The organism is Streptomyces sp. NTD107, from assembly GCF_059510435.1.
In genome coordinates this window covers 520272-539065 of record NZ_JCAJZV010000002.1, presented here as the reverse complement: position 1 = coordinate 539065, position 18794 = coordinate 520272, and the positions used below count along the sequence as shown (strand labels likewise).

Here is an 18794-nt window from a genome sequence, read left to right as displayed (position 1 = left end):
AGCTGGGAGACGCGGCAGACGAGTCGTGCGGGCGGTCGCGTTGGTATCCGGTTCCGGCTGGATGCCGCCGAGGAACGTCCGGGCTCCACAGGGCAGGGTGGTAGGTAACGCCTACCTGGGGCGACCCACGGGACAGTGCCACAGAAAACAGACCGCCGGAGCCGTGCGAACGGCATCCGGTAAGGGTGAAACGGTGGTGTAAGAGACCACCAGCGACCGGGGTGACCCGGCCGGCTCGGTAAACCCCACCCGGAGCAAGGTCAAGAAGGGGCCATCCACGGATGGCCTCGCGCGGACGTTCGAGGGCTGCCCGCCCGAGTCCGCGGGTAGACCGCTTGAGGTTGCCGGCGACGGCAACCCTAGATGGATGACCGCCACCCGCCCCCTCGGGGACGGGAACAGAACCCGGCGTACAGCCGACTCGTCTGCCGTCCCCGCCCCGCCCGGCCACAACGCCCCGCCAGGGGGCCCTTTCCCGCGCCCGGCCGGGTCCGCACCGGCGCTGCCCCCGGCCTCAGCCGGGCGGAGCGGCGGCGGTGTCGAGGGGGTCGGCCGCGTAGGTGACGCGGATGACGCCGTCGGGGTGATGATCCGTGCGGGCGGCTATCCGGAAGACGGTGGCCAGGGTGTCGGGGGTGAGGACGTCAAGCACTGGGCCGGCGGTGTGCACCCGGCCCCGGTGCAGCACGATCAGCCGGTCGCAGAAGCGGGCCGCCAGATCGAGGTCGTGGAGGACGGCCACCGTCGTGATCCCCGTGCCCCGGACGAGCGCGAGCAGTTCGAAACGGGCCCGGATGTCGAGGTGGTTGGTGATCTCGTCCAGCACCAGCAGCCGCGGTTCCTGCGCCAGCGCCCGGGCCAGCAGCACCCGCTGGCGTTCGCCGCCGGACAGGGAAGCGAGCTCCCGGCCGGCGAAGCCGGCCACCCCCGTACGGGCCATCGCCGCCGCCACCGTCCGCCGGTCGTGTTCGCCGGCCCGGTCCCGGACGCCGTGGTGCGGGGTGCGCCCCAGCGCGACGATCTCGGCCACCGTCAGAGCGCCGGCCCCGCCGCCGTCCCGGTCCTGGAGCACGGCGGCGGTACGGCGCGCGGACTGCCGGGCGGTGAGCCGCCACACGTCGTCCTCGCCGACCCGTACGGTGCCCCTCTCCGGGCGGGCCGAGCGGTAGATGGCCCGCAGGAGAGTGGACTTGCCGCTGCCGTTGGGCCCGACCAGACCCAGGACGGTGCCCGGCGGCACCTCCAGGTCCACGCCGTCCACGATCGCGGTGCCGCCGAGGGTGACCCGGAGGTGGTCGATGACGAGTTTCATGGCAGGTCCAGTTGCTGGTTGCGGCGCAGGAGCCACAGGAAGAACGGGGCACCGAGGAGTGCGGTGAGGATGCCGAGGGGCAGTTCGCCGGGCCGGTTGAGGGTGCGGGAGAGCAGGTCGACCAGGACCAGGTAGAGCGCCCCGGTGACGGCGGACAGCGGGATGAGGCGGCGGTGGTCCGGGCCGGTGGCCAGCCGGACGAGATGCGGGATCATCAGGCCGACGAAGCCGACGCCGCCCGCGACCGCGATGACCGTACCGGTGAGCAGGGCGGAACACACCAGCAGGAAGCCGCGCAGCCGGTGGACGTCCACCCCGAGCGAGGTCGCCGACTCGTCGCCGGTCAGGAGCGCGTTCAGCCGCCCGCCGCACAGGGTCAGCACCACGGTGCCGGCGCCGACCACCGCCGCGACGACCGGCAGTTGCCCCCACTGCGCGCCGGCGACGCTGCCCAGCATCCAGAACATGACGCCGCGCAGTTCGGTCGGGGTGGCCCGCAGTTGCAGATAACTCGTGGCCGCCAGCAGGAGATAGCCGACGGCGACGCCCGACAGCACCAGCCGGGTGGGGGTCATCCGTCCGGCCTTCCGGCCCAGCGCGAAGACCAGCGCCCCGGCCGCCAGCGCCCCGGCGAACGCCGCCGTGGAGACCCCGATGCCGCCCAGCGCCGCCCCGGAGGCGGCGGTGATGGCGATCACCGCCCCCAGCGACGCGCCGTGCGTGAAGCCGAGAACCGTCGGGTCCGCCAGCGGGTTGGCCACCACCGCCTGGAGCGTGGCCCCGGCGATCGCGAGCCCCGCCCCCGCCACGGCCGCCAGCAGGACGCGCGGGGTGCGGAACTCCCAGACGATCTGCTCCGTCACCGGGTCGGACACCGGTGAGGACCCGGTCAGCCGGGCCCAGACCACCCGCCACACCTCCCCGGCCGGAACCGTCACCGCGCCGACGCTGATCGCCAGGATCATGGCGCCCGCGAGCAGCCCCAGCAGGAGGACGAGGAGCGATGCCGGCGGCAGACGGCGGCTCAGAAGGCGTCGGGGTGCAGCAGCCGGGCGATCCGCTCCACCGCCTCCGCGTTGCTGGGGCCGAGGTAGATCGAGTCCGACAGCACTGTGTGGGCGGCGTTCCGGGCGGCGGGCCACTGGGGAAACTCCTCAAGCAGTTCTTCGGCGTACGCGGCCGGGTCGGGGTCGTTGAAGCTGACGACGACGAGGGCGTCGATGTCGGTGGCGGCGACCGTCTCCTTGCTGAGGTCGGCGAAGGCACCCTCGGTGACGTCGGCGAACGCGTTGCTGCCGCCGGCCTTGGCCAGGATGTCGTTGTAGATGCCGTTCGCCGCGATCGAGCTGAAGTCGTTCGTGCCCATCGACATGTTGGAGAACACCACCATGACCTTGGGGCCCTCCCGCCCGCCCAGCGCTTCCCCGACTGCGGCGATACGTTCCCGGGAGTCGGCGATCAGCTCCTCGGCGCGCTCGCTGACCCCGAAGATCGTGCCGAGTTCGCGCAGCATGGTGTAGCTGTCCTCGATCGTCGAGTCCGCGATGTCGTCCTCGCAGCCCGGCGGTGAGATGTACGTGCGCGCGTCCACCCGCGCCAGCTCCTCGCGGGTGGCGAAGCCGTTGGTGGCGTCGAAGCCGTACGAGGTGGTGGACATCACGAAGTCCGGCCGCTGCGCGAGCATCGCCTCCCGGGGGATGTCCCAGGCGTCGTTGATCTCGATGTCACCGGTCGGCAGCGCCGCGATCGCCTCGGCCCGGCCCGGCACCTCGGACATCCCGTACGACTGCTGGTTGACCACGACGCGATCACCGAGGCCGAGGGCGAGCAGCGCGGACACCTCCGCCACCGAGGCCCCGTTCATGACCACCACCCGCTCCGGCGGCCGGTCGAAGGTCTGCTCCACACCGCAGTTCTCGACGGTCACGGGATAGCCCTCGGCGACATCGGGCGGCGCGCCCGACGCGTCGGAGCCGGCCGCGCCGGACCCGCCGCACGCCGTCGCCAGCAGGCACAGCGCCGCCGTCCAGGCGAGGGCGGAGGGGTTTCGCTTCATTCAGGACTCCCGATCGGAACAGGGGCATCGCCGGTGGCGGGACGCGCACCGTCATCAGGGTCGGACGGGAGCGGCGCCGGGTTCCCGGCCGTACGGCAGGCCCGACGCCGGGGGCCGGTTCCGCCGGTGCGACGATGAGCGCACTATGCGACCAGGCGGGGCGGTACGGGCCATCCGGGCGAGTGTCTTCGCCGGGGTGTGCGTCGTGCTCGCCCTGACCGGTCACGTGTACATGTCCGGTACGGCCGTTCCCTGGCCGGCCGTGCCGGCCGCGCTGCTGCTGGTGGCCGGCGCGGCCTGGGCCTGCGCGGGACGGCAACGCGGGCCGCTCGCCATCACCGTGGCGGCCACCGGCGTGCAGACCGTACTGCACACCCTGCTCTCCACCGGGCAGTTGATCTCCTCGGGCGCCGTCACCGGGCCCACCCCGGTTCAGGACCTGGCCCGCGCTCTGATCTGCGGCGACACCACGCGTCCCGCGCTGTCGCCCGAGGCGGCGGCCGACATCGTGGCGGCGGCCGGGCTCGGCCCGGCGGCGTACGACCACGCCGCGATGGGGCACGGCACGGCGGGCGGCGGCACCGAGGCGCTGCACGCCGGTCACGCCCTGGCGGGGCTGAACTCCTGGGGGATGCTCGCCGTCCACGTGCTGGCGGCGGTGCTCTCCGGGCTGTGGCTCGCCCGCGGGGAGCGGGCGGCGTTCACGCTGCTCGCCCTGCTCGGCGCCTGGCTCGCGGCGCCGCTGCGCCTGGTCCGGCTGCTGCTCACCTACGTGCCGGACACCGTCGAGCGCCCCCGCCCGCCGCTGGTGCGGGCGCCCGGGCCGCGCACGCGGCTGCTGCTGCACTCGGTGATCTCCAGGGGTCCGCCGATCGCCCCGGCTGTCGGCTGACCGACAGCGGGCATCACCCGCCGCCGGCCCCACGCGGGCCGGGCGGCGGCGGACCGGGCCGTACGGCGGCCCGGCGGTACCCCACGGTCCCCACCGGGACCTTCCCTCACTTGTGACGAGGTCATCTCGTGATCACTGCTGCCTTGCAACCCCCTGCCGCAGCCCCCGAACCGGGCACCGGCACCGGCACCGGCACCTACACCGACACCGACCGCACCGGTATCGCCGTCCGGGCGGCGCGTTCGGGCGAGCCGGCGGACATGGCGCGTTTCGTCGCCGCGTTCGAGCCGGACGTCCTGCGGTTCATCGCCTTTCTCGCCCCCGACACCGACAGCGTCGAGGACCTGGCGCAGGAGACCTTGCTGCGCGCCCTGACCGCCCTGCACCGGTTCGAGGGCCGCTCCTCCGCCCGTACCTGGCTGCTGTCCATCGCCCGCCGGACCGTGGTCGACAGCGTGCGCCGCGCGACGGCGCGCCCCCGGCCGGCCGACACCGAGGACTGGCAGGCGGCGGCCGAACACCGCCAGCCGTACGGTCTGCCCGGCTTCGACGAGGGCGTGGCACTGCGCGACCTGCTGGGCCGGCTGGCGCCCGACCGGCGGGAGGTGTTCGAGCTGACCCAGCTGTGGGGCCTGTCCTACCAGCAGGTCGCGGCGGTGTGCGGCTGCCCGCTGGGTACGGTCCGCTCCCGGGTCTCACGGGCCCGGGCCGACCTGGCCCGGATGCTGCTGGACGCCGAGGAGGCCGGTGCCACGGCGGACCGCGACCGGCCGGCCGCCGCCTGACGCCTGACGCCTGACCGGTGGGGCGGGGGGTAGGTCACCTCCCGCCCCACCGTGGCCACCCGTCAGCTGCCGGGTCGGGTGACCGTGGCGAGCGCCGTCACCTCGCCCGCCCGGCGGAACGTCAGGGTGAAGGCGATCTGTTCGCCCTCCCGCAGCGGCCGGTCGGGGGTGAACATGATGTTGGGCGTGAACGGGCTCATCTCCAGGGTCTGCCCGGCCGGTACCCCGATCTCCCCGATCATGATCATCCGGCCGGAGCCCCGGGACAGCTCACGGTCGGAGAACATCCCCGCGCCCCGGTCACTGCGTACCGCGAGCAGCCGGTCGTCCGACCCTCCGGTGTTCCCGATGTCGAAGAAGACCCCGGTGACCCGCTGAGCGTCCAGAACGGGCAGGAAGACCCGTCCCTCACCCACGGCCACCTCGGCCGGGGAACCGGCACCGCCGACCGCCGCCCAGCAGGCCAGCCCACCCACCGTGAGCACCCCGGTGAGAGCCGGCACCAGCGCGGAACGGAGCACACCCCGCCACCCCATCACGCGCACCTGACCGGGCGGGGGCGCCGGCCGTGCCGCACCGGGGCGGGCGACCAGCCGCGCAGCCGCAGACTGTTGAGGACCACCACCAGCGAACTCACCGACATGGCCGCCGCGGCCAGCATGGGATTGAGCCATCCGGTGGCGGCCAGCGGCAGGGTCACCGCGTTGTAGGCGAAGGCCCACACCAGATTGGCGCGGATGGTGGACAGCGTGCGGCGGGCCAGCGCGGCGGCGTCCGCCAGCGCGCCCAGATCGCCGCGCACCAGGGTGACATCGGCCGCGCCGATGGCCGCGTCCGTACCACTGCCCATGGCGATCCCCAGATCGGCGGACGCCAGGGCCACCGTGTCATTGACGCCGTCCCCGACCACCGCGACCCGGCGGCCGGCGGCCCGCAGTCCGCGCACCAGGCGGGCCTTTTCCTCGGGGGTGCAGCGCGTGTGCACCTCGTCGATCCGCAGCTCGGCGGCCACCGCCCGGGCCGGCCCCGCGCTGTCGCCGGTGGCCAGCACGGGCCGCATCCCCATGCGCCGCAGCCGGTCCACCGCCCGGTACGCCCCGCCCCGTACGGCGTCGCCGACGCTCAGCACCGCCGTGGGCGTACCGTCGATGACCACGGTGACCGGGGTGAGCGCCTCGCTCTCGGCGCGCCGGACCGCCCGCTCCAGTTCCCCGGGAAGCGGGCCGGGAACCGTCCCCACCTCGACGTGCCGCCCCGCCACCCGCGCGCGGACCCCCTGCCCCGGTACGGCGGCGAAGCCACCGGCTGCCGGGATGTCGCCGGCCACCCGTGCCGCGTACGCGCCGACCGCCCGCGCGAGGGGATGCTCCGAGCCCGCCTCGGCGGCTGCCGCCAGCCGCAGCACCTCCCGCTCCGGCAGGGGCACTCCGTCGGCCAGGACACACGAGACCACCGACATCCGGCCGGTGGTCAGGGTGCCCGTCTTGTCCAGGAGTACGGTGTCCACCCGGCGCAGCGCCTCCAGCGCGCGCGGCCCCGACACCAGCACGCCCAGCTGGGCGCCGCGTCCGGTCGCCGCCAGCAGCGCGGTGGGCGTGGCCAGCCCCAGCGCGCACGGGCACGCCACCACCAGCACCGCGACGCAACTGGTCAGCGCCGCCTGCGGATCGGCCCCGGCGCCCAGCCAGAACCCGAGTACGGTGACGGCGATCGCCAGGACCGCGGGCACGAACCCGGCCGCCACCCGGTCGGCGACCCGCTGGGCGCGCGCCTTGCCCGCCTGGGCGTCGGCGACCAGCCGGGCGATCCGCGCGAGCTGTCCCTCCGCCCCGACCGCCGTGGCCCGGACCCGGAGCATCCCGCCGCTGTTGACGGCACCACCGAGCACCGCCGCCCCCGGGCCGACCTCCACCGGCTCGCTCTCCCCGGTCAGCAGCGAGGAGTCCACCGCGGACCGGCCGTGCACCACCACCCCGTCGGCGGCGATGCGTTCGCCCGGCCGGACCGTGAAGAGATCGCCGGCGGTCAGCCCGGACAGCGGGATCACCCGCTCCGTACCGTCCGCGCCGACCACCCGCACCTCACGGGGTGTCAGCTCGGCGAGGGCCCGCAGTGCGGCCCCCGTACCCTCCTTGGCCCGCCGTTCCAGGGCCCGCCCGGTCAGCACGAACAGCGGGACGGCCACGGCCGCTTCCAGATAGATGTGGGCCACCTCACCGGAGGCGGTGGGCAGCACACTGAACGGCATCCGCATGCCGGGTGCCCCCGCGCCACCGAGGAAGAGCGCGTACAGCGACCAGCCGAAGGAGGCGGACACCCCCAGCGAGACCAGCGAGTCCATGGACGCGGTGGAGTACCGCAGACCACGCAGCGCCCCTCGGTGGAAGGGCGCCGCCCCCCACACCACGACCGGCGCCGAGAGCACCAGGCACAGCCACTGCCAGTTGGTGAACTGCCAGGCCGGCACCATGGACAGGGCGATGACCGGGACCGACAGCACGGCGGTGACCAGCAGTCGGTGCGTCTGGGCCCCGGTGTCGTCCCCGGTCGCGGGTCCGGCCGGCTCGGCCGCGGCGAGCGCCGCCCCGTACCCCGCGGCCTCGACCTGCCGCAGGAGTTCCCCGGGCGTCACCGATGGGGGATGGGTGACCCGGGCGCGCCCGGTGGCCAGGTTGACGCTCGCCCGGACGCCGGGGAGCTTGGCGAGCCGGCGCTCGACCCGGCCCACGCAGGCCGCGCAGGTCATGCCGGTGATGTCGACATCCGTGGTCAGCCCCGGTTCCGTGGGCACGGTCATCGCTCGCCCCCGTGGCCGTGGCCGTGGCCGGTGCCGTCACCGACGGATGCCGGCGTGCCGCCACCGCCGGGGTGCAGACCCGGGGCGACGGGCCCGAGCTGGCCGCCGACCGCGTAGGCGAAGGAGAAGAGCGCCGCGAGCAGGGCGGCGAAGGCGAGGAACGGGGCGTGCCGTACCAGCGCGGGGTCGGAAGTGCGGTGCGTCATGGACGATCTCGAATCGGCGTACGGATCGCCGGCACGCGGGGCCGGGTACGGCGCGGCCTGCCGGCTCGGCCGTGGGTCGGTCCGGGCCCGCCGATAGTTCCCGGACCGGCGTCCTTCCCCCGTACGAGGTAACCGGGCACCGGGTGGGGCGGCGGCGGCCCGGGGCGCGCGGCTACGCCTGGTACGCACCCGGGCGGGCTGTCGGCACTGTGCGTGCTCGCCGGATCACCTGCGAGCGCGCACAGTGCCGACAGCCCACCGGGCGTGGGGGGATCGTGGCGTGGAGAGTGTGCTGCGGGCGCCCTTCTCCGCACCTGGGATGGCCGGGCCCTGCCCGCACCACGGCCCGCGCCCGGAGACGTCAGGCCAGGATGCGCAGCGGATTCTCCAGCAGCCCGGTGAGGGTGGCGAGGAACCGGGCGGCCAGCGCGCCGTCGATGATCCGGTGGTCAGCGGTGATCGTGTAGCGCATCCGGCGGCGGGACACGAAGGACTCCCCGCTCCGCTGGGGCTCCTCGCGCGCGGCGCCGACCGCGAGGATCGCGCCCTGTGGCGGGTTGATGATCGCGGTGAAGTGCTCGACCCCGTACATCCCGAGGTTGCTGATCGTGAACGTTCCGTCGGCCATGTCCGCCGTGCCGAGGGTCCGCTGCGTGGCCTTGTCGGCGAGTTCCCGGGTCCGGGCCGAGATGGCGGTGACCGACATGCGGTCGGCGTCCCGGATCACCGGGACGAGCAGCCCGGCGGGGGACGCGACGGCGACGCCGATGTGGACGCGGCCGTGCTCCAGGGTCTGGCCCCGGCCCTCGGGGGAGTACGAGGCGTTCACCCCGGGGTGCTCGCGCAGGGCGAGCGCGACGGCTCGCACCATCAGGTCGTTGACGGTCACCTTCACCCCGTCGAGGGAGGCGTTGATCCGGCCCCGGAGTACGAGAAGGTCCTCGACATCGGCGGAGCCGGTGACGGTGAACGCGGGGATCGTGGTGGCGCTCTCGGTGAGCCGGGTCGCGATGGCCTGCCGCACCGGGTCGAACGGCACCGCGACGGGTTCCCGGCCGTCGGTGGGTGCGGAGACGCGCGCGGGGGCCGCCGCCGGTTCGGGCGCGGGCGTGGGTTCGGGTGTGGGTGTGGGTGTGGGTGCGGGGGCCAGCGCGTCGAGGTCGGCGCGGACGATCCGGCCGCCGGGGCCGGTCCCGTTCACGGTGGCGAGGTCGATGTCGCGCTCCCGGGCAAGCCTGCGCACCAGCGGTGTCGCGGCCAGCCGTCCGGACGGCGCCGGCTCACCGCCCACCGCGCCGCCCACCGGGTCCGGGGTGGCCTGGACCGCGGTGTCGGCCGTCGGCTGCGGCGTCGCCGACTCGCCACTGGTGCCGGTGCCGGTGCCGTTGTCGAGGCGGGCGATGGGGGCGCCGATCGGGACGTTCTCGCCCTCGGCGACGAGGATTTCGGCGAGGGTGCCGGCCTCGTACGCCTCGTGCTCCATGACGGCTTTGTCGGTCTCGATGTCGACCAGGACATCACCCGGCGTGACGGCGTCGCCCGGCCGCTTGTGCCAGGCGGAGATGACGCCTTCCTCCATGGTGTCGGACAGGCGCGGCATGAGGATATCGATCACGGGTCTTCCTCTTCTCAGCGGCGCCGGGCGACGGCGTCGAGGGTCTGGCGGATCGCGGTGATCGCGTCGTCCGCCGACGGCAGGGCCGCCGTCTCCAGCGGCTTGGCGTAGGGCAGCGGCACTTCGGCCATCGCCACCCGGCGGACCGGGGCGTCGAGCCAGTCGAACGCTCCGTCGGAGATGGTCGCGGCGATCTCGGCGCCGATGCCGTAGGTGAGCCAGTCGTCCTCCAGCACGACCGCGCAATTCGTCTTCCGCACCGAGGCGACCACGGTGTCCCGGTCGAGCGGGCGCAGACTGCGCAGATCGACGACCTCGACGTCGATTCCGTCCGACGCGGCCAGCCGCTCGGCGGCCTGGAGCGCGACGGCGGCCATCCTGGAGTAGGCGACCACGGTGATGTCGGCGCCTTCGCGGGTGACCTTGGCCTTTCCGATCTCGGCGGGCTCGTCGTGGTCGGGCACCTCGCCCTTGGTGTTGTAGAGGGCGAGGTTCTCCAGGACGAGGACCGGGTCGTCGTCGCGGATCGCGGCCAGCATGAGCGCCTTGGCGTCGGCCGGGCTGGAGGGGGCGACGACCTTCATGCCGGGGACGAAGGCGTAGTACAGCTCGATGTTCTGCGAGTGGGTGGCGCCGAGCTGCTGCCCGCCGCCGCCCGGGGTGCGGATCACCAGCGGCACGGTCGCCTGGCCGCCGAACATCCCGTAGATCTTGGCCGCGTGGTTGACGATCTGGTCGAGGGCGAGCAGCGAGAAGTTGATCGTCATGATCTCCGCGACCGGCCGCAGGCCGAGCATGGCGGCCCCGATGGCGGCGCCGACGAAGCCCTCTTCGGCGATCGGGGTGTCCCGTACCCGTTTCTCGCCGAACTCCGCGAGCAGGCCCGCGGTGATCTTGTACGAGCCCTCGAAGATCCCGATCTCCTCGCCGATGAGAAAGACGTTCTCGTCGCGGAGCATTTCCGAGCGCAGCGCGTCATGGAGCGCCTGCCGGTAGCTGATCACCGTCATGGCCGGGCCTCCGGGCTCGATGCGGACCCGGACGGGCGTGGTGCCGCCGGGAAGAGGGCGTCGCCGGGCAGCCGGCGCGCGTCGTTCGGTACGGGGGTGGCGTAGGTGTAGTCGAACAGGGTGGCGACCTCCGGGTGCGGGCTGGCGTCGGCGAACGCCGCGGCAGCCGCCGCCGCCGAGGTGGCCTCGGCGTCGATGCCGGCGATGAGGGCGTCCGTCAGCAGGCCCTGTTCGCTGAGCAGCACCGCGTAGGCGGCGATGGGATCGGCGGCCTTCAGCGCCTCGGCCTCTTCCCTGCTGCGGTACTTGGCGGGATCGACCACCGAGTGGCCCTTGAGCCGCCCGGACAGGGTCTCCAGCAGGTAGGGCTTGCCCTGCCGGGCGCTGGCCAGTGCCGTACGGGTGGCCCGGTGGACGGCGACCGGGTCGTTGCCGTCGACCCGCGCCGATGCCATGCGGTAGGCGGAGGCGCGCTTGTACAGCTCGGGCTCGGCGGAGGACTGTTCGACGGTGGTGCCCATGCCGAGGCCGTTGTTGATCACCACATAGACGATCGGCAGGCCCCACAGCGCGGCGATGTTGAGCGATTCGTGGAACGCGCCGATGTTGGTGGTGCCGTCGCCCATCAGACAGATGACGGCTTCGCTGCCGCCCCGGTAGTCGATGGCCAGGGCCGCCCCGGTGGCGAGCGGTACCTGCCCGCCGACGATGCCGTAGCCGCCCATGAACCGGGTGGCGATGTCGAACATGTGCATGGAGCCGCCCCAGCCGCGCGAGACGCCGTCCGTCCGGCCGTACAGCTCGGCCATCACCCGCTCGGGGGCGATGCCGCGCGCGATCGCGTAGCCGTGCTCCCGGTAGTTGGTGAAGACGTAGTCCTCGTCCTCCAGGGCGGCCGTCAGACCGACGACGGTGGCCTCCTCGCCCAGGTTCAGATGGCAGTAGCCGCCGATCTTCGCCTCCGTGTAGGCCCGGGCGGCGCGCTCCTCGAACCGGCGGATCAGCATCATCTGCCGGTAGAAGGACAGCAGTTGCTCAGCGCTGGGCGCCGGGCGCCCGCTCCGGTTCCTGGTCGGGGACTTCGAGGCCCGCGCGGACCTCGGCGTCGTGTTGTTCGGGGGCATACAGGGGATCTCCTTCCCGCCCGGGCGCGCCGGGGCGGGCCGCAGTGCGGCCGGGGCGCGTCGTCGCGGGGCCGTCGCCGGGGCCCGGTGATGCCGGGGCCGGCTTCGGCCATAAATGAAACGTCTTTCGTTTCATTATAGACTGGGCCCTGGTCAGCGCCGAGGAGAGGGATCCGCGATGGGTACGAGCGAGCCTCCGGTGGACCCTCCCCGCAAACGCGGTCGCCCGACCGAGGCGGAGCGCGCCCGGCGGCGGGACGAGATCCTGGACGCCGCCGTACGGCTGTTCGCCGCCGGGGGCTTCGGGCAGGTGTCGCTCGACGAGGTCGCCGCGACGGCCCATGTGGCCAAGCGCACCATCTACAGCTACTTCGGCGACCGGACAGAGATCTTCATCGCCGCCGTGGAACGCCTCCGGGGCCGCGCCCTCGCGCTGACCGGGGACGGCGGCAGCACACTGGCCGAACTGGCCGGCGAGATCGTCCACACCCTGCACTCCGACGAGGCGGTCGCCCTGCACCGGCTCATGGTCACCGAGGCGTACGCCTTCCCCGCCCTCGCCGAGCGCTTCTATCGCGACGGCCCCGAGTCCTACATCGACGCCCTCGCCGAGCGGCTGCCCGGCCACGATCCTGACCTGGCCGGCGCACTGTTCACCCTGCTCCTCGGCGAGCCCCACCGCCAGCGCCTGCTCGGCCTGCGCGCCGCCCCCACCCCCGCACAGGCGAGAACCCATGCGGCGACCGCACTCTCACGACTGGGCCTCCCCGGGGCGCGGTGAGGGCGCCGACGTCATGAGGACGAGTCGGTCCCGACCTCGTCGTCGAAGCGGACGGTATGCCGTACCCGGACGCTGCCGGGAGCGAGGAGGCGGTGCACACCCCGCGCCGAACCGGCGACCGCCCGGCCGGCTGATCACCGCGCTCTGCGGCCGTCAGACGGCGAAGGTCACCCCGGTCAGTTCCTCGGAGACGGTCCACAGGCGCCGCTGGACGGCCTGGTCGTGGGAGTCGGGGCTTGAGGTGACCAGCCTGGGGTAGCCGCGGATCTCGGCGCGGTTGCCGGGGCCGTAGTACTGCCCGCCGACGACGGCCGGGTCGGTGGCGGCGCGCAGGGTGGGCAGGGCGCCCATCGCGGCCTTCTGGGTGAGGGCGGGCGCGAGCCAGCCGATGGGCACGCGAAACGCGGCGGGTACGTTGCGGGTGAGTTCGGTGTCGGACAGGCCGGGGTGGGCGGCCACGGCGATCGTGGTGCCGTGCGGTGCGAGCCGGCGCTGGAGTTCGTACGTGAACATGAGGTTGGCGAGCTTGGCCTGGCCGTAGGCGGCGGCGCGGCTGTACGAGCGCTCCCACTGGAGGTCGTCGAAGTGGATGGCGGCCCGGATGCGGTGGCCGGTGCTGCTGACCGTGACGACGCGGGAGCCGGCGGCCGGCAGCAGCCGGTCGAGCAGCAGGCCGGTCAGGGCGAAGTGGCCGAGGTGGTTGGTGCCGAATTGCAGCTCGAAGCCGTCGGCGGTGGTCTGCCTCGGGGTGTACATCACGCCCGCGTTGTTGATCAGCAGGTCGATGCGCGGGTGCGCGGCGCGCAGGTCGGCCGCCGCGGAGCGGATCGAGTCCAGTGAGGCCAGGTCGAGGGCCTGGACGGTGACGTCGCCGGTGATGCGGGCGGCGGCCCGCTTGCCCTTCTCGATGTCGCGGACGGCCAGCACCACCGTCGCCCCGCGCTCGGCGAGCATCCGGGCGGTCTCGAAGCCCAGCCCGGTGTTGGCGCCGGTCACGATCGCCACCCGGCCGTGCTGATCGGGGATGTGCTGCTCGGTCCAGTTGCCGCTCATGGCCCACTCCTGAAATCCGTCGGTCTGTTGGCAGCGAACTTAAAAGACCGCCGGTCTGCTGTCAAGAGACCGCCGGTCTTTACGCTAGGCTGAGGGCGTGACATTCCAGCGGGCGCGCAGCGAGGAGCAACGGGAGATCCGCCGCCGGGCGATCCTGGACACCGCGGCGGCGATGCTCGACGAGATGCCCGTGGCCGAGGTGAGCCTCAACGAACTCAGCCGGCGGGTGGGCCTGGCCAAGTCGAACGTCCTGCGGTACTTCGAGTCACGCGAGGCGGTACTGCTCGAACTGCTGGACGTATCCCTGGAGAGCTGGCTCGCCGAGCTGGCGGACGAGCTGGCCGAGGGCGCCGAACCACAGGCGGCACCGGAGGTCAGGGCCCGCCGGCTGGCCGGCATCCTCAGCCGCTCACTGGCGGACCGTCCCGTGCTGTGCGACCTCTTCGGCGCCCAGGGCGGCGTCCTTGAGCACAACGTCTCGGTCGAGGTGATCAAGCGGCACAAGCGCTCCTCCCTGGGGCGGCTCGCCACCATGACCGGACTCGTACGCCGCCACCTGCCCGAACTCGGCGACGAAGCACAGCAGTTCTGCCTGATGAGCCTGCTCACGGCGGGTGCCCTGTCGGCGTACGTCCCGCCGCCGCCCAGCCTCGTCGCCGCCTACGCGGAGGAGCCGGCCCTCGACGTGCTCCACCTGGACCTGCGCGACACCCTGCGGGCCTCCTTCACCTCGGCGCTCCTGGGCATCCTGCCGCGCGGCTGACCCTTTCCGTTCACCGACCGGGCCCCACCGCCGGATCGGGGTCCGGACGGCATCGGGGCCGGTACGGAGGCGTTCGGCGAGAACTCCACGGTGGGCGGGGGCTCATGGCGTCGGCCACGCCACGTCGTCGATCGCCAGCCAGGGGGCGGTGGCCACCGCCGTGGGGGTCGTTCCGGTGAACGCCCTGATCTCGCGGTGCAGGTGGGACTGGTCGGCGTAGCCGCTCGTGGCCGCCACCCGGGCGGCGGCGTCGCCGGCCGCGAGCAGGCGGGCCGCGTGGTCGAACCGCACCAACCGGGCGGCGCGCTTGGGGGTGAGGCCGACCTGGGACCGGAAGCGGGACCACAGGCGCTTACGGCTCCAGCCCACCTCCTTCGCCACCTCCTCGACCCGCACCTGTCCCCGCTCGGCGCGCAGCCGCCACCAGGCGGCGGCGACTTCCGGGTCGGGCGGTGGGCGGGACTCCAGCCGCCGGCCGATGACCTCCGCCGCGACGGCGAACCGTTCGTCCCACGAGGTGGCGGCACGCAGCCGGCCCTCGGCCCGCCCGGCGTCGCGGCCCCAGACATCGGCCAGGGAAACCACCGTCCCGGCAAGCTCGATGGACGCGCCGACCACCCCCGCGGCCACCACCGGCGACAACCGGATCTGGAGGCACCGGCCGCCCCGGGCCCGCCCGCCGCTGATCCGAAGGCCGCCCGGGAGCAACCCGACCACCGCGCTGCCGCGCTCGCGCCGGCCGTGGGCGTCGCGGACGAAACCGTCCCCCTCACCGAGATCCACGAGCAGGGTGACCGAGGGGTGCGGAACCATGGCGATGTCCACGGGCTCCGGGACACGGTGATCGAATCCCGCCATGCTGACGCCGGTCAGCCGCTGTGACCGCCGGGGGATCGCGACCCGCACCGAGTTCCACACGGTCTTGAGGGTACCGACCGGTGGTCAGCGGCTCGCGGCGGCGAAGGCCAGCAGCAACGCGCCGGTCGCTTCCGGCGCTTCGAACATGGGGAAGTGCCCGACGCCGGGCAACCGCTCGACGCGCGCCCCCGGCACCGTGTCGTACTCGTGCGCGGATGACGGGTTCCAGCGGGGGTCGGCAGCACCGAAGATCACCAGAACCGGGACGTCGAGGCCGGCGAGGCGCGCGGGCACGCTCCGCTCGGCGAGGTACGCGGTGTTCCGGCGCAGCACCGTCCGGAACGTGCGATAGCCGATGCCCCGCATTTCGGCGACCAGTTCGTCCGGGACGTCCACCGGGCGGTCGCACGCGGCGGTGATCCCCCTGCGGAGCATCGCGTCCGAACGGACCGACCACAGCAGCCGGCCCAGTGGCGGGCCGAGCAGCGCCCGCAGGATGAGGGGCTGCGGAAGAAGCGCGCCCACAGACGGGCCACTGCTGATCAGCGCGAGCGAACCGACCAGGTCGGGGCGCAGTTCGGCGAGCGCGGTGGCGATGTAGCCACCGCTGGAGTGCCCGGCCACGGTGACCGCGCGCAGGCCGAGGTCGTCGAGCACGGCGGCCAGCCGCCGCGCCTGCCCGGACACGTCGTACGAGGCCGCGGGCGGGGACTGGCCGTGCCCCGGGAGGTCGACCCGGATGACGTGATGCCGCTCGGCGAGCGCGGGCACCACCGGCCCCCAGGACCCGCCCGATGCCCCCGACCCATGAACGAGCACCACCGGCGCCGCCTGCCGAGGCCCGTACCGGACCACGTACATCCCCTGCGTGTGCACGGCTTCTTCATTTCCCATACCCGGCACGATGCCCGCGCCGCCGGCCGCCGGTCTTGTACGAATGTCCCCGCCGGGCCCCGGTGTCAGGGGCGGGGGGCCTGGGGGAAGCCGGTCCAGCGGAGGTGGGGTGGCAGGTGGGTCATGTCGTTGTAGAGGAGGACGGTGGGGGTGGTGTTGTCGCGGTACTGGATGGCGGTCAGGGCCGTGTTGCCGCTGTCCAGGCCGAGCCAGCGGGCGGGGGGTGCGTCCAGGGCGTGGCGCAGGAGCCAGGCGATCGGGTAGGCGTGGGTGACCAGGAGTTCGTGGGTCTCGGTGGGGGCGGGGCGGGCGAAGCGGGTGGTGAGGGTGTGGGCGACGTGTTCGCCGGCCGCGGCCTCCGCGGCGTCGTAGCCGTCGAAGAACGGGGCCCAGGCCGGGGGTGGGTCGGCCGGTACGTGGGGGACGTTGTCGATCAGCTCGGGCGCTTCGCGTACGGCGGCGGTGGGGAGGTGGGCGCCGATGAGCTGTGCGGAGCGTACGGCCCGGGGGAGGGGGGAGTGCCACACGGTGTCGATGGGGAGGTGGGACAGTCGTCGGCCGAGGAGGCCGGACTGCTGCGCTCCGATGTCGGTGAGTTCGCCGAACGCGTCGGCCGCGCCGTGCCGGACCAGGTAGAGGTGGCGGATGGGCATCACGGGGTCCGTTCTGTCAGTGCCGCGTGGGCTGCCGCGAGGCGGCTCGGTTCGTCGCGGGGGGAGTGGTCGCCCGCGAGGGTGTCGGCCCAGCCGAGCAGCCGGTGGAGGTGGGCGTCGGCGGCGGTGGTGGTGAGGTGGGGGGTGCCGAGGGCGACTTCGCCGCTGGTGCCGTCGATGGTGATGAGGGTGCCGGCGGTGAGGGTGGGGCCGGTGGCGCCGACCACGGCGGGTTTGTTCATGGCGCGGGCCACGACGGCGGCGTGGCTGGCGGGGCCGCCCCGGGCGGTGACGATGCCGGTGGCGGCGGCCAGGCCGGGCAGGTCGTTCGGGGAGGTCTCCGGGCGCACCAGGATGACGGGGGTGTCGCGGGCCCTGCGGACCGCCTCGTCCGCCGTGGTGGCGACCCGGCCGGTCGCGACGCCGGGGCAGGCGCCGATGCCCCGGGCGAGGATCTCGGCCGGGCCGGCGGGGTCGATGCGCGGGGTGCGGACCTGCCGGAGGTGCTCCGGTGAGACGCGGAGCAGCGCTTCCGCGCGGGTGATGGCGCGGGCGTCGGCGAGTTCGGTGGCGAGGCGGACGGCGGCGGCGCCGGTGAAGCGGCCGGGCCGGAGCTGGAGGATCCACAGTTCGCCGGCCTCGAAGGTGAATTCGACGTAGCAGGCGTCACGGTAGTGGGTCTCGGTCCGGTGCAGGGCGTCGAGCAGGTCCGCCCACACCTCCGGTTCGCGCTCGGCGAGTTCGCGCAGTGGCCGGGTGGTCGTGGCGCCGGAGACGACGTCGTCGCCCTGGTGGCCGAAGAGGACATCCCCGTACGGGGTGTTGGCACCGGTGGTGGGGTCGCGGCTGAACGCGACGCCGCTGCCGCTGTGCTGGTCGCGGTCGCCGTACACCATGACCTGGACGATCGCGGCGGTGCCGAGGTCGTGCGGGATGTCGTGCAGCGTGCGGTAGGTCTGGGCGCGTGGGGTGTTCCAGGACGAGAACACGGCCTCGATCGCCGGCGTCAGCCGGTGGTGCGTCGGTGTGAGGTTGAGGAGGGTGTTCATCATGCCGGGCATGGACACCTCGGCCCCGGAGCGTACCGAGACCGCGAGCGGGGTACGGCTGCCGGCGCCTTCGAGGCGGGCGAGGGCGGTGGTGAGTTCGGCGGCCAGCCCTTTGGGCAGCCGGCCGTCCCGGAGGAAGGCGCGGCAGGCGGCGGTGGTGATGACGAACGCGGGTGGTACCGGCAGGCCGAGGCGGTGGGCGAGGACAAGGCCGTGGGCCTTGCCGCCCAGGGTCCGGGCCGGGTCGGGGGTTTCGGCCGAGATCGGGCGGATCCATCTCATCGCGGGATTCCCAGGGTGGCGAGCAGGTCTTCGTGCAGTTCCGCCCAGACGGTGTGGTACGAGGTGGTGGAGTCGGTGACGTGCTCGGGCGCTCCGGCCCGCGCCCGGTCGAGGGCGGTGCGCAGGCGGACCGGGTAGCGGCTGAACCGGGGGAGGGCGGCGGTGAGTTCGGCGCAGACGGGGGCGGTTCGCCGGTCGAGGTCGGCGAACCGGTCCAGGACCTTGGCGTCGTAGGCCGGGTCGCGGTGGTCGTTGACGGCCATGACGCCGTCGGCGGGGCGAAGTTGCCATGCCGTGCAGAGGTCGAGCAGTTCCGGGTTGAGCGTCAGGAAGCGCTGGAACGCCGCCGTCACGGCCGGGCGGGCGCGGGCCGCTTCGAGTTCGGCGGTGATCCGTGCGGCGTCGGCGGCGCGGCCGGCGTCGGTGAGCTGCCAGCCGGACATCCGGCCGGGGAACCGGAGGACGAGGCCGTCGACGGCGAGGTCGATCAGCTGGGATTCGACCGCGGTTTCGTCGAGTCCGGTGATCGAGCGGAGGCGGTCGAGGCCGGTGGCGCCGGCGCAGCGCAGCGCGTGCAGTACCAGCAGGGCGGGGTCCTGGGGGTTCGCCGTGCCGGTGTCCGGCGGGTTGTCGAGCATGGACACCTCTGATGTTCGCTGTTTTC

The 18794-nt window shown here is 73.8% G+C and carries 19 protein-coding genes and 1 other RNA gene; 5 read left to right on the top strand and 15 right to left on the bottom strand.

Annotated features, from left to right (window positions below; translation table 11 throughout):
- Nucleotides 1-19 precede the first annotated feature (19 nt).
- An RNA gene (rnpB, locus tag AC5WRL_RS06235) (RNase P RNA component class A) lies at nt 20-428 on the top strand.
- Between the two features lie 86 nt (nt 429-514).
- Here rnpB and AC5WRL_RS06230 read toward each other — a convergent pair.
- Genes AC5WRL_RS06230 through AC5WRL_RS06220 form a run of 3 tightly spaced genes read right to left on the bottom strand, consistent with a single transcriptional unit; the run spans nt 515 to nt 3368 of the window.
- Entirely contained in the window at nt 515-1312 is a 798-nt protein-coding gene (locus AC5WRL_RS06230) for an ABC transporter ATP-binding protein (RefSeq protein WP_496087281.1), read from the bottom strand.
- Nucleotides 1309-2277 carry a FecCD family ABC transporter permease gene (locus AC5WRL_RS06225; RefSeq protein ID WP_496087280.1) on the bottom strand — a complete coding sequence of 323 codons (969 nt, stop codon included), beginning with the start codon at nt 2275-2277 and terminating at the stop codon, nt 1309-1311. The genes AC5WRL_RS06230 and AC5WRL_RS06225 overlap by 4 nt, the downstream gene beginning before the upstream one ends.
- A 59-nt stretch (nt 2278-2336) precedes the next feature.
- Nucleotides 2337-3368, bottom strand: a complete 1032-nt coding sequence (locus tag AC5WRL_RS06220) for an ABC transporter substrate-binding protein (protein ID WP_496087279.1) — start codon at nt 3366-3368, stop codon at nt 2337-2339.
- A gap of 145 nt (nt 3369-3513) precedes the next feature.
- Between AC5WRL_RS06220 and AC5WRL_RS06215 the strand changes: the two genes are divergently transcribed.
- Entirely contained in the window at nt 3514-4260 is a 747-nt protein-coding gene (locus AC5WRL_RS06215; protein WP_496087278.1) for a hypothetical protein, read from the top strand.
- Nucleotides 4261-4388: 128 nt separating this feature from the next.
- A complete protein-coding gene (locus AC5WRL_RS06210) occupies nt 4389-5045 on the top strand; it encodes a sigma-70 family RNA polymerase sigma factor (RefSeq protein ID WP_496087277.1) in 657 nt (218 codons plus the stop codon).
- 62 nt (nt 5046-5107) lie between these two features.
- Here the strand turns inward: AC5WRL_RS06210 and AC5WRL_RS06205 are convergent, their stop codons facing one another.
- The 6 genes from AC5WRL_RS06205 to pdhA form a co-directional block, all read right to left on the bottom strand.
- Nucleotides 5108-5566 (bottom strand): copper chaperone PCu(A)C, encoded by a 459-nt coding sequence (locus tag AC5WRL_RS06205; protein ID WP_496087276.1) that lies wholly within the window; start codon nt 5564-5566, stop codon nt 5108-5110.
- Nucleotides 5567-5580: 14 nt separating this feature from the next.
- On the bottom strand, nt 5581-7842 hold the full coding sequence (locus AC5WRL_RS06200) for a heavy metal translocating P-type ATPase (RefSeq protein ID WP_496087275.1): 2262 nt from the start codon (nt 7840-7842) through the stop codon (nt 5581-5583).
- Nucleotides 7839-8048 carry a hypothetical protein gene (locus tag AC5WRL_RS06195; protein ID WP_496087274.1) on the bottom strand — a complete coding sequence of 70 codons (210 nt, stop codon included), beginning with the start codon at nt 8046-8048 and terminating at the stop codon, nt 7839-7841. Before AC5WRL_RS06195 ends, AC5WRL_RS06200 begins: the two co-directional genes overlap by 4 nt.
- Nucleotides 8049-8409: 361 nt before the next feature.
- A complete protein-coding gene (locus AC5WRL_RS06190; RefSeq protein WP_496087273.1) occupies nt 8410-9663 on the bottom strand; it encodes a dihydrolipoamide acetyltransferase family protein in 1254 nt (417 codons plus the stop codon).
- Nucleotides 9664-9677: 14 nt separating this feature from the next.
- Nucleotides 9678-10673, bottom strand: coding sequence for an alpha-ketoacid dehydrogenase subunit beta (locus tag AC5WRL_RS06185; protein ID WP_496087272.1), 996 nt, complete (start codon nt 10671-10673; stop codon nt 9678-9680).
- On the bottom strand, nt 10670-11797 hold the full coding sequence (gene pdhA / locus AC5WRL_RS06180; protein ID WP_496087271.1) for a pyruvate dehydrogenase (acetyl-transferring) E1 component subunit alpha: 1128 nt from the start codon (nt 11795-11797) through the stop codon (nt 10670-10672). Before pdhA ends, AC5WRL_RS06185 begins: the two co-directional genes overlap by 4 nt.
- Nucleotides 11798-11975: 178 nt before the next feature.
- Here pdhA and AC5WRL_RS06175 point away from each other — a divergent pair, with 178 nt between their 5' ends.
- The gene (locus AC5WRL_RS06175; protein WP_496087270.1) at nt 11976-12578 is read left to right on the top strand and encodes a TetR/AcrR family transcriptional regulator; all 603 of its coding nucleotides are present in this window, start codon (nt 11976-11978) and stop codon (nt 12576-12578) included.
- 153 nt (nt 12579-12731) lie between these two features.
- Here the strand turns inward: AC5WRL_RS06175 and AC5WRL_RS06170 are convergent, their stop codons facing one another.
- Nucleotides 12732-13631, bottom strand: coding sequence for an SDR family NAD(P)-dependent oxidoreductase (locus tag AC5WRL_RS06170; protein WP_496087269.1), 900 nt, complete (start codon nt 13629-13631; stop codon nt 12732-12734).
- A 97-nt stretch (nt 13632-13728) separates the two neighbouring features.
- Between AC5WRL_RS06170 and AC5WRL_RS06165 the strand changes: the two genes are divergently transcribed.
- Entirely contained in the window at nt 13729-14394 is a 666-nt protein-coding gene (locus tag AC5WRL_RS06165; RefSeq protein ID WP_496087268.1) for a TetR/AcrR family transcriptional regulator, read from the top strand.
- 102 nt (nt 14395-14496) lie between these two features.
- On the opposite strand, the gene AC5WRL_RS06160 is transcribed toward AC5WRL_RS06165, so the two are convergent.
- The 5 genes from AC5WRL_RS06160 to AC5WRL_RS06140 all read right to left on the bottom strand — a co-directional run bounded on the left by AC5WRL_RS06160 (nt 14497) and on the right by AC5WRL_RS06140 (nt 18768).
- Nucleotides 14497-15252, bottom strand: coding sequence for a helix-turn-helix domain-containing protein (locus AC5WRL_RS06160; protein ID WP_496087534.1), 756 nt, complete (start codon nt 15250-15252; stop codon nt 14497-14499).
- Between the two features lie 84 nt (nt 15253-15336).
- Nucleotides 15337-16146 carry an alpha/beta fold hydrolase gene (locus AC5WRL_RS06155; protein ID WP_496087267.1) on the bottom strand — a complete coding sequence of 270 codons (810 nt, stop codon included), beginning with the start codon at nt 16144-16146 and terminating at the stop codon, nt 15337-15339.
- Nucleotides 16147-16211: 65 nt separating this feature from the next.
- The gene (locus AC5WRL_RS06150) at nt 16212-16799 is read right to left on the bottom strand and encodes a histidine phosphatase family protein (protein ID WP_496087266.1); all 588 of its coding nucleotides are present in this window, start codon (nt 16797-16799) and stop codon (nt 16212-16214) included.
- Nucleotides 16799-18130, bottom strand: coding sequence for a PEP/pyruvate-binding domain-containing protein (locus tag AC5WRL_RS06145; protein WP_496087265.1), 1332 nt, complete (start codon nt 18128-18130; stop codon nt 16799-16801). The genes AC5WRL_RS06150 and AC5WRL_RS06145 overlap by 1 nt, the downstream gene beginning before the upstream one ends.
- Entirely contained in the window at nt 18127-18768 is a 642-nt protein-coding gene (locus AC5WRL_RS06140) for a transcriptional regulator (RefSeq protein WP_496087264.1), read from the bottom strand. The genes AC5WRL_RS06145 and AC5WRL_RS06140 overlap by 4 nt, the downstream gene beginning before the upstream one ends.
- Nucleotides 18769-18794 lie beyond the last annotated feature (26 nt).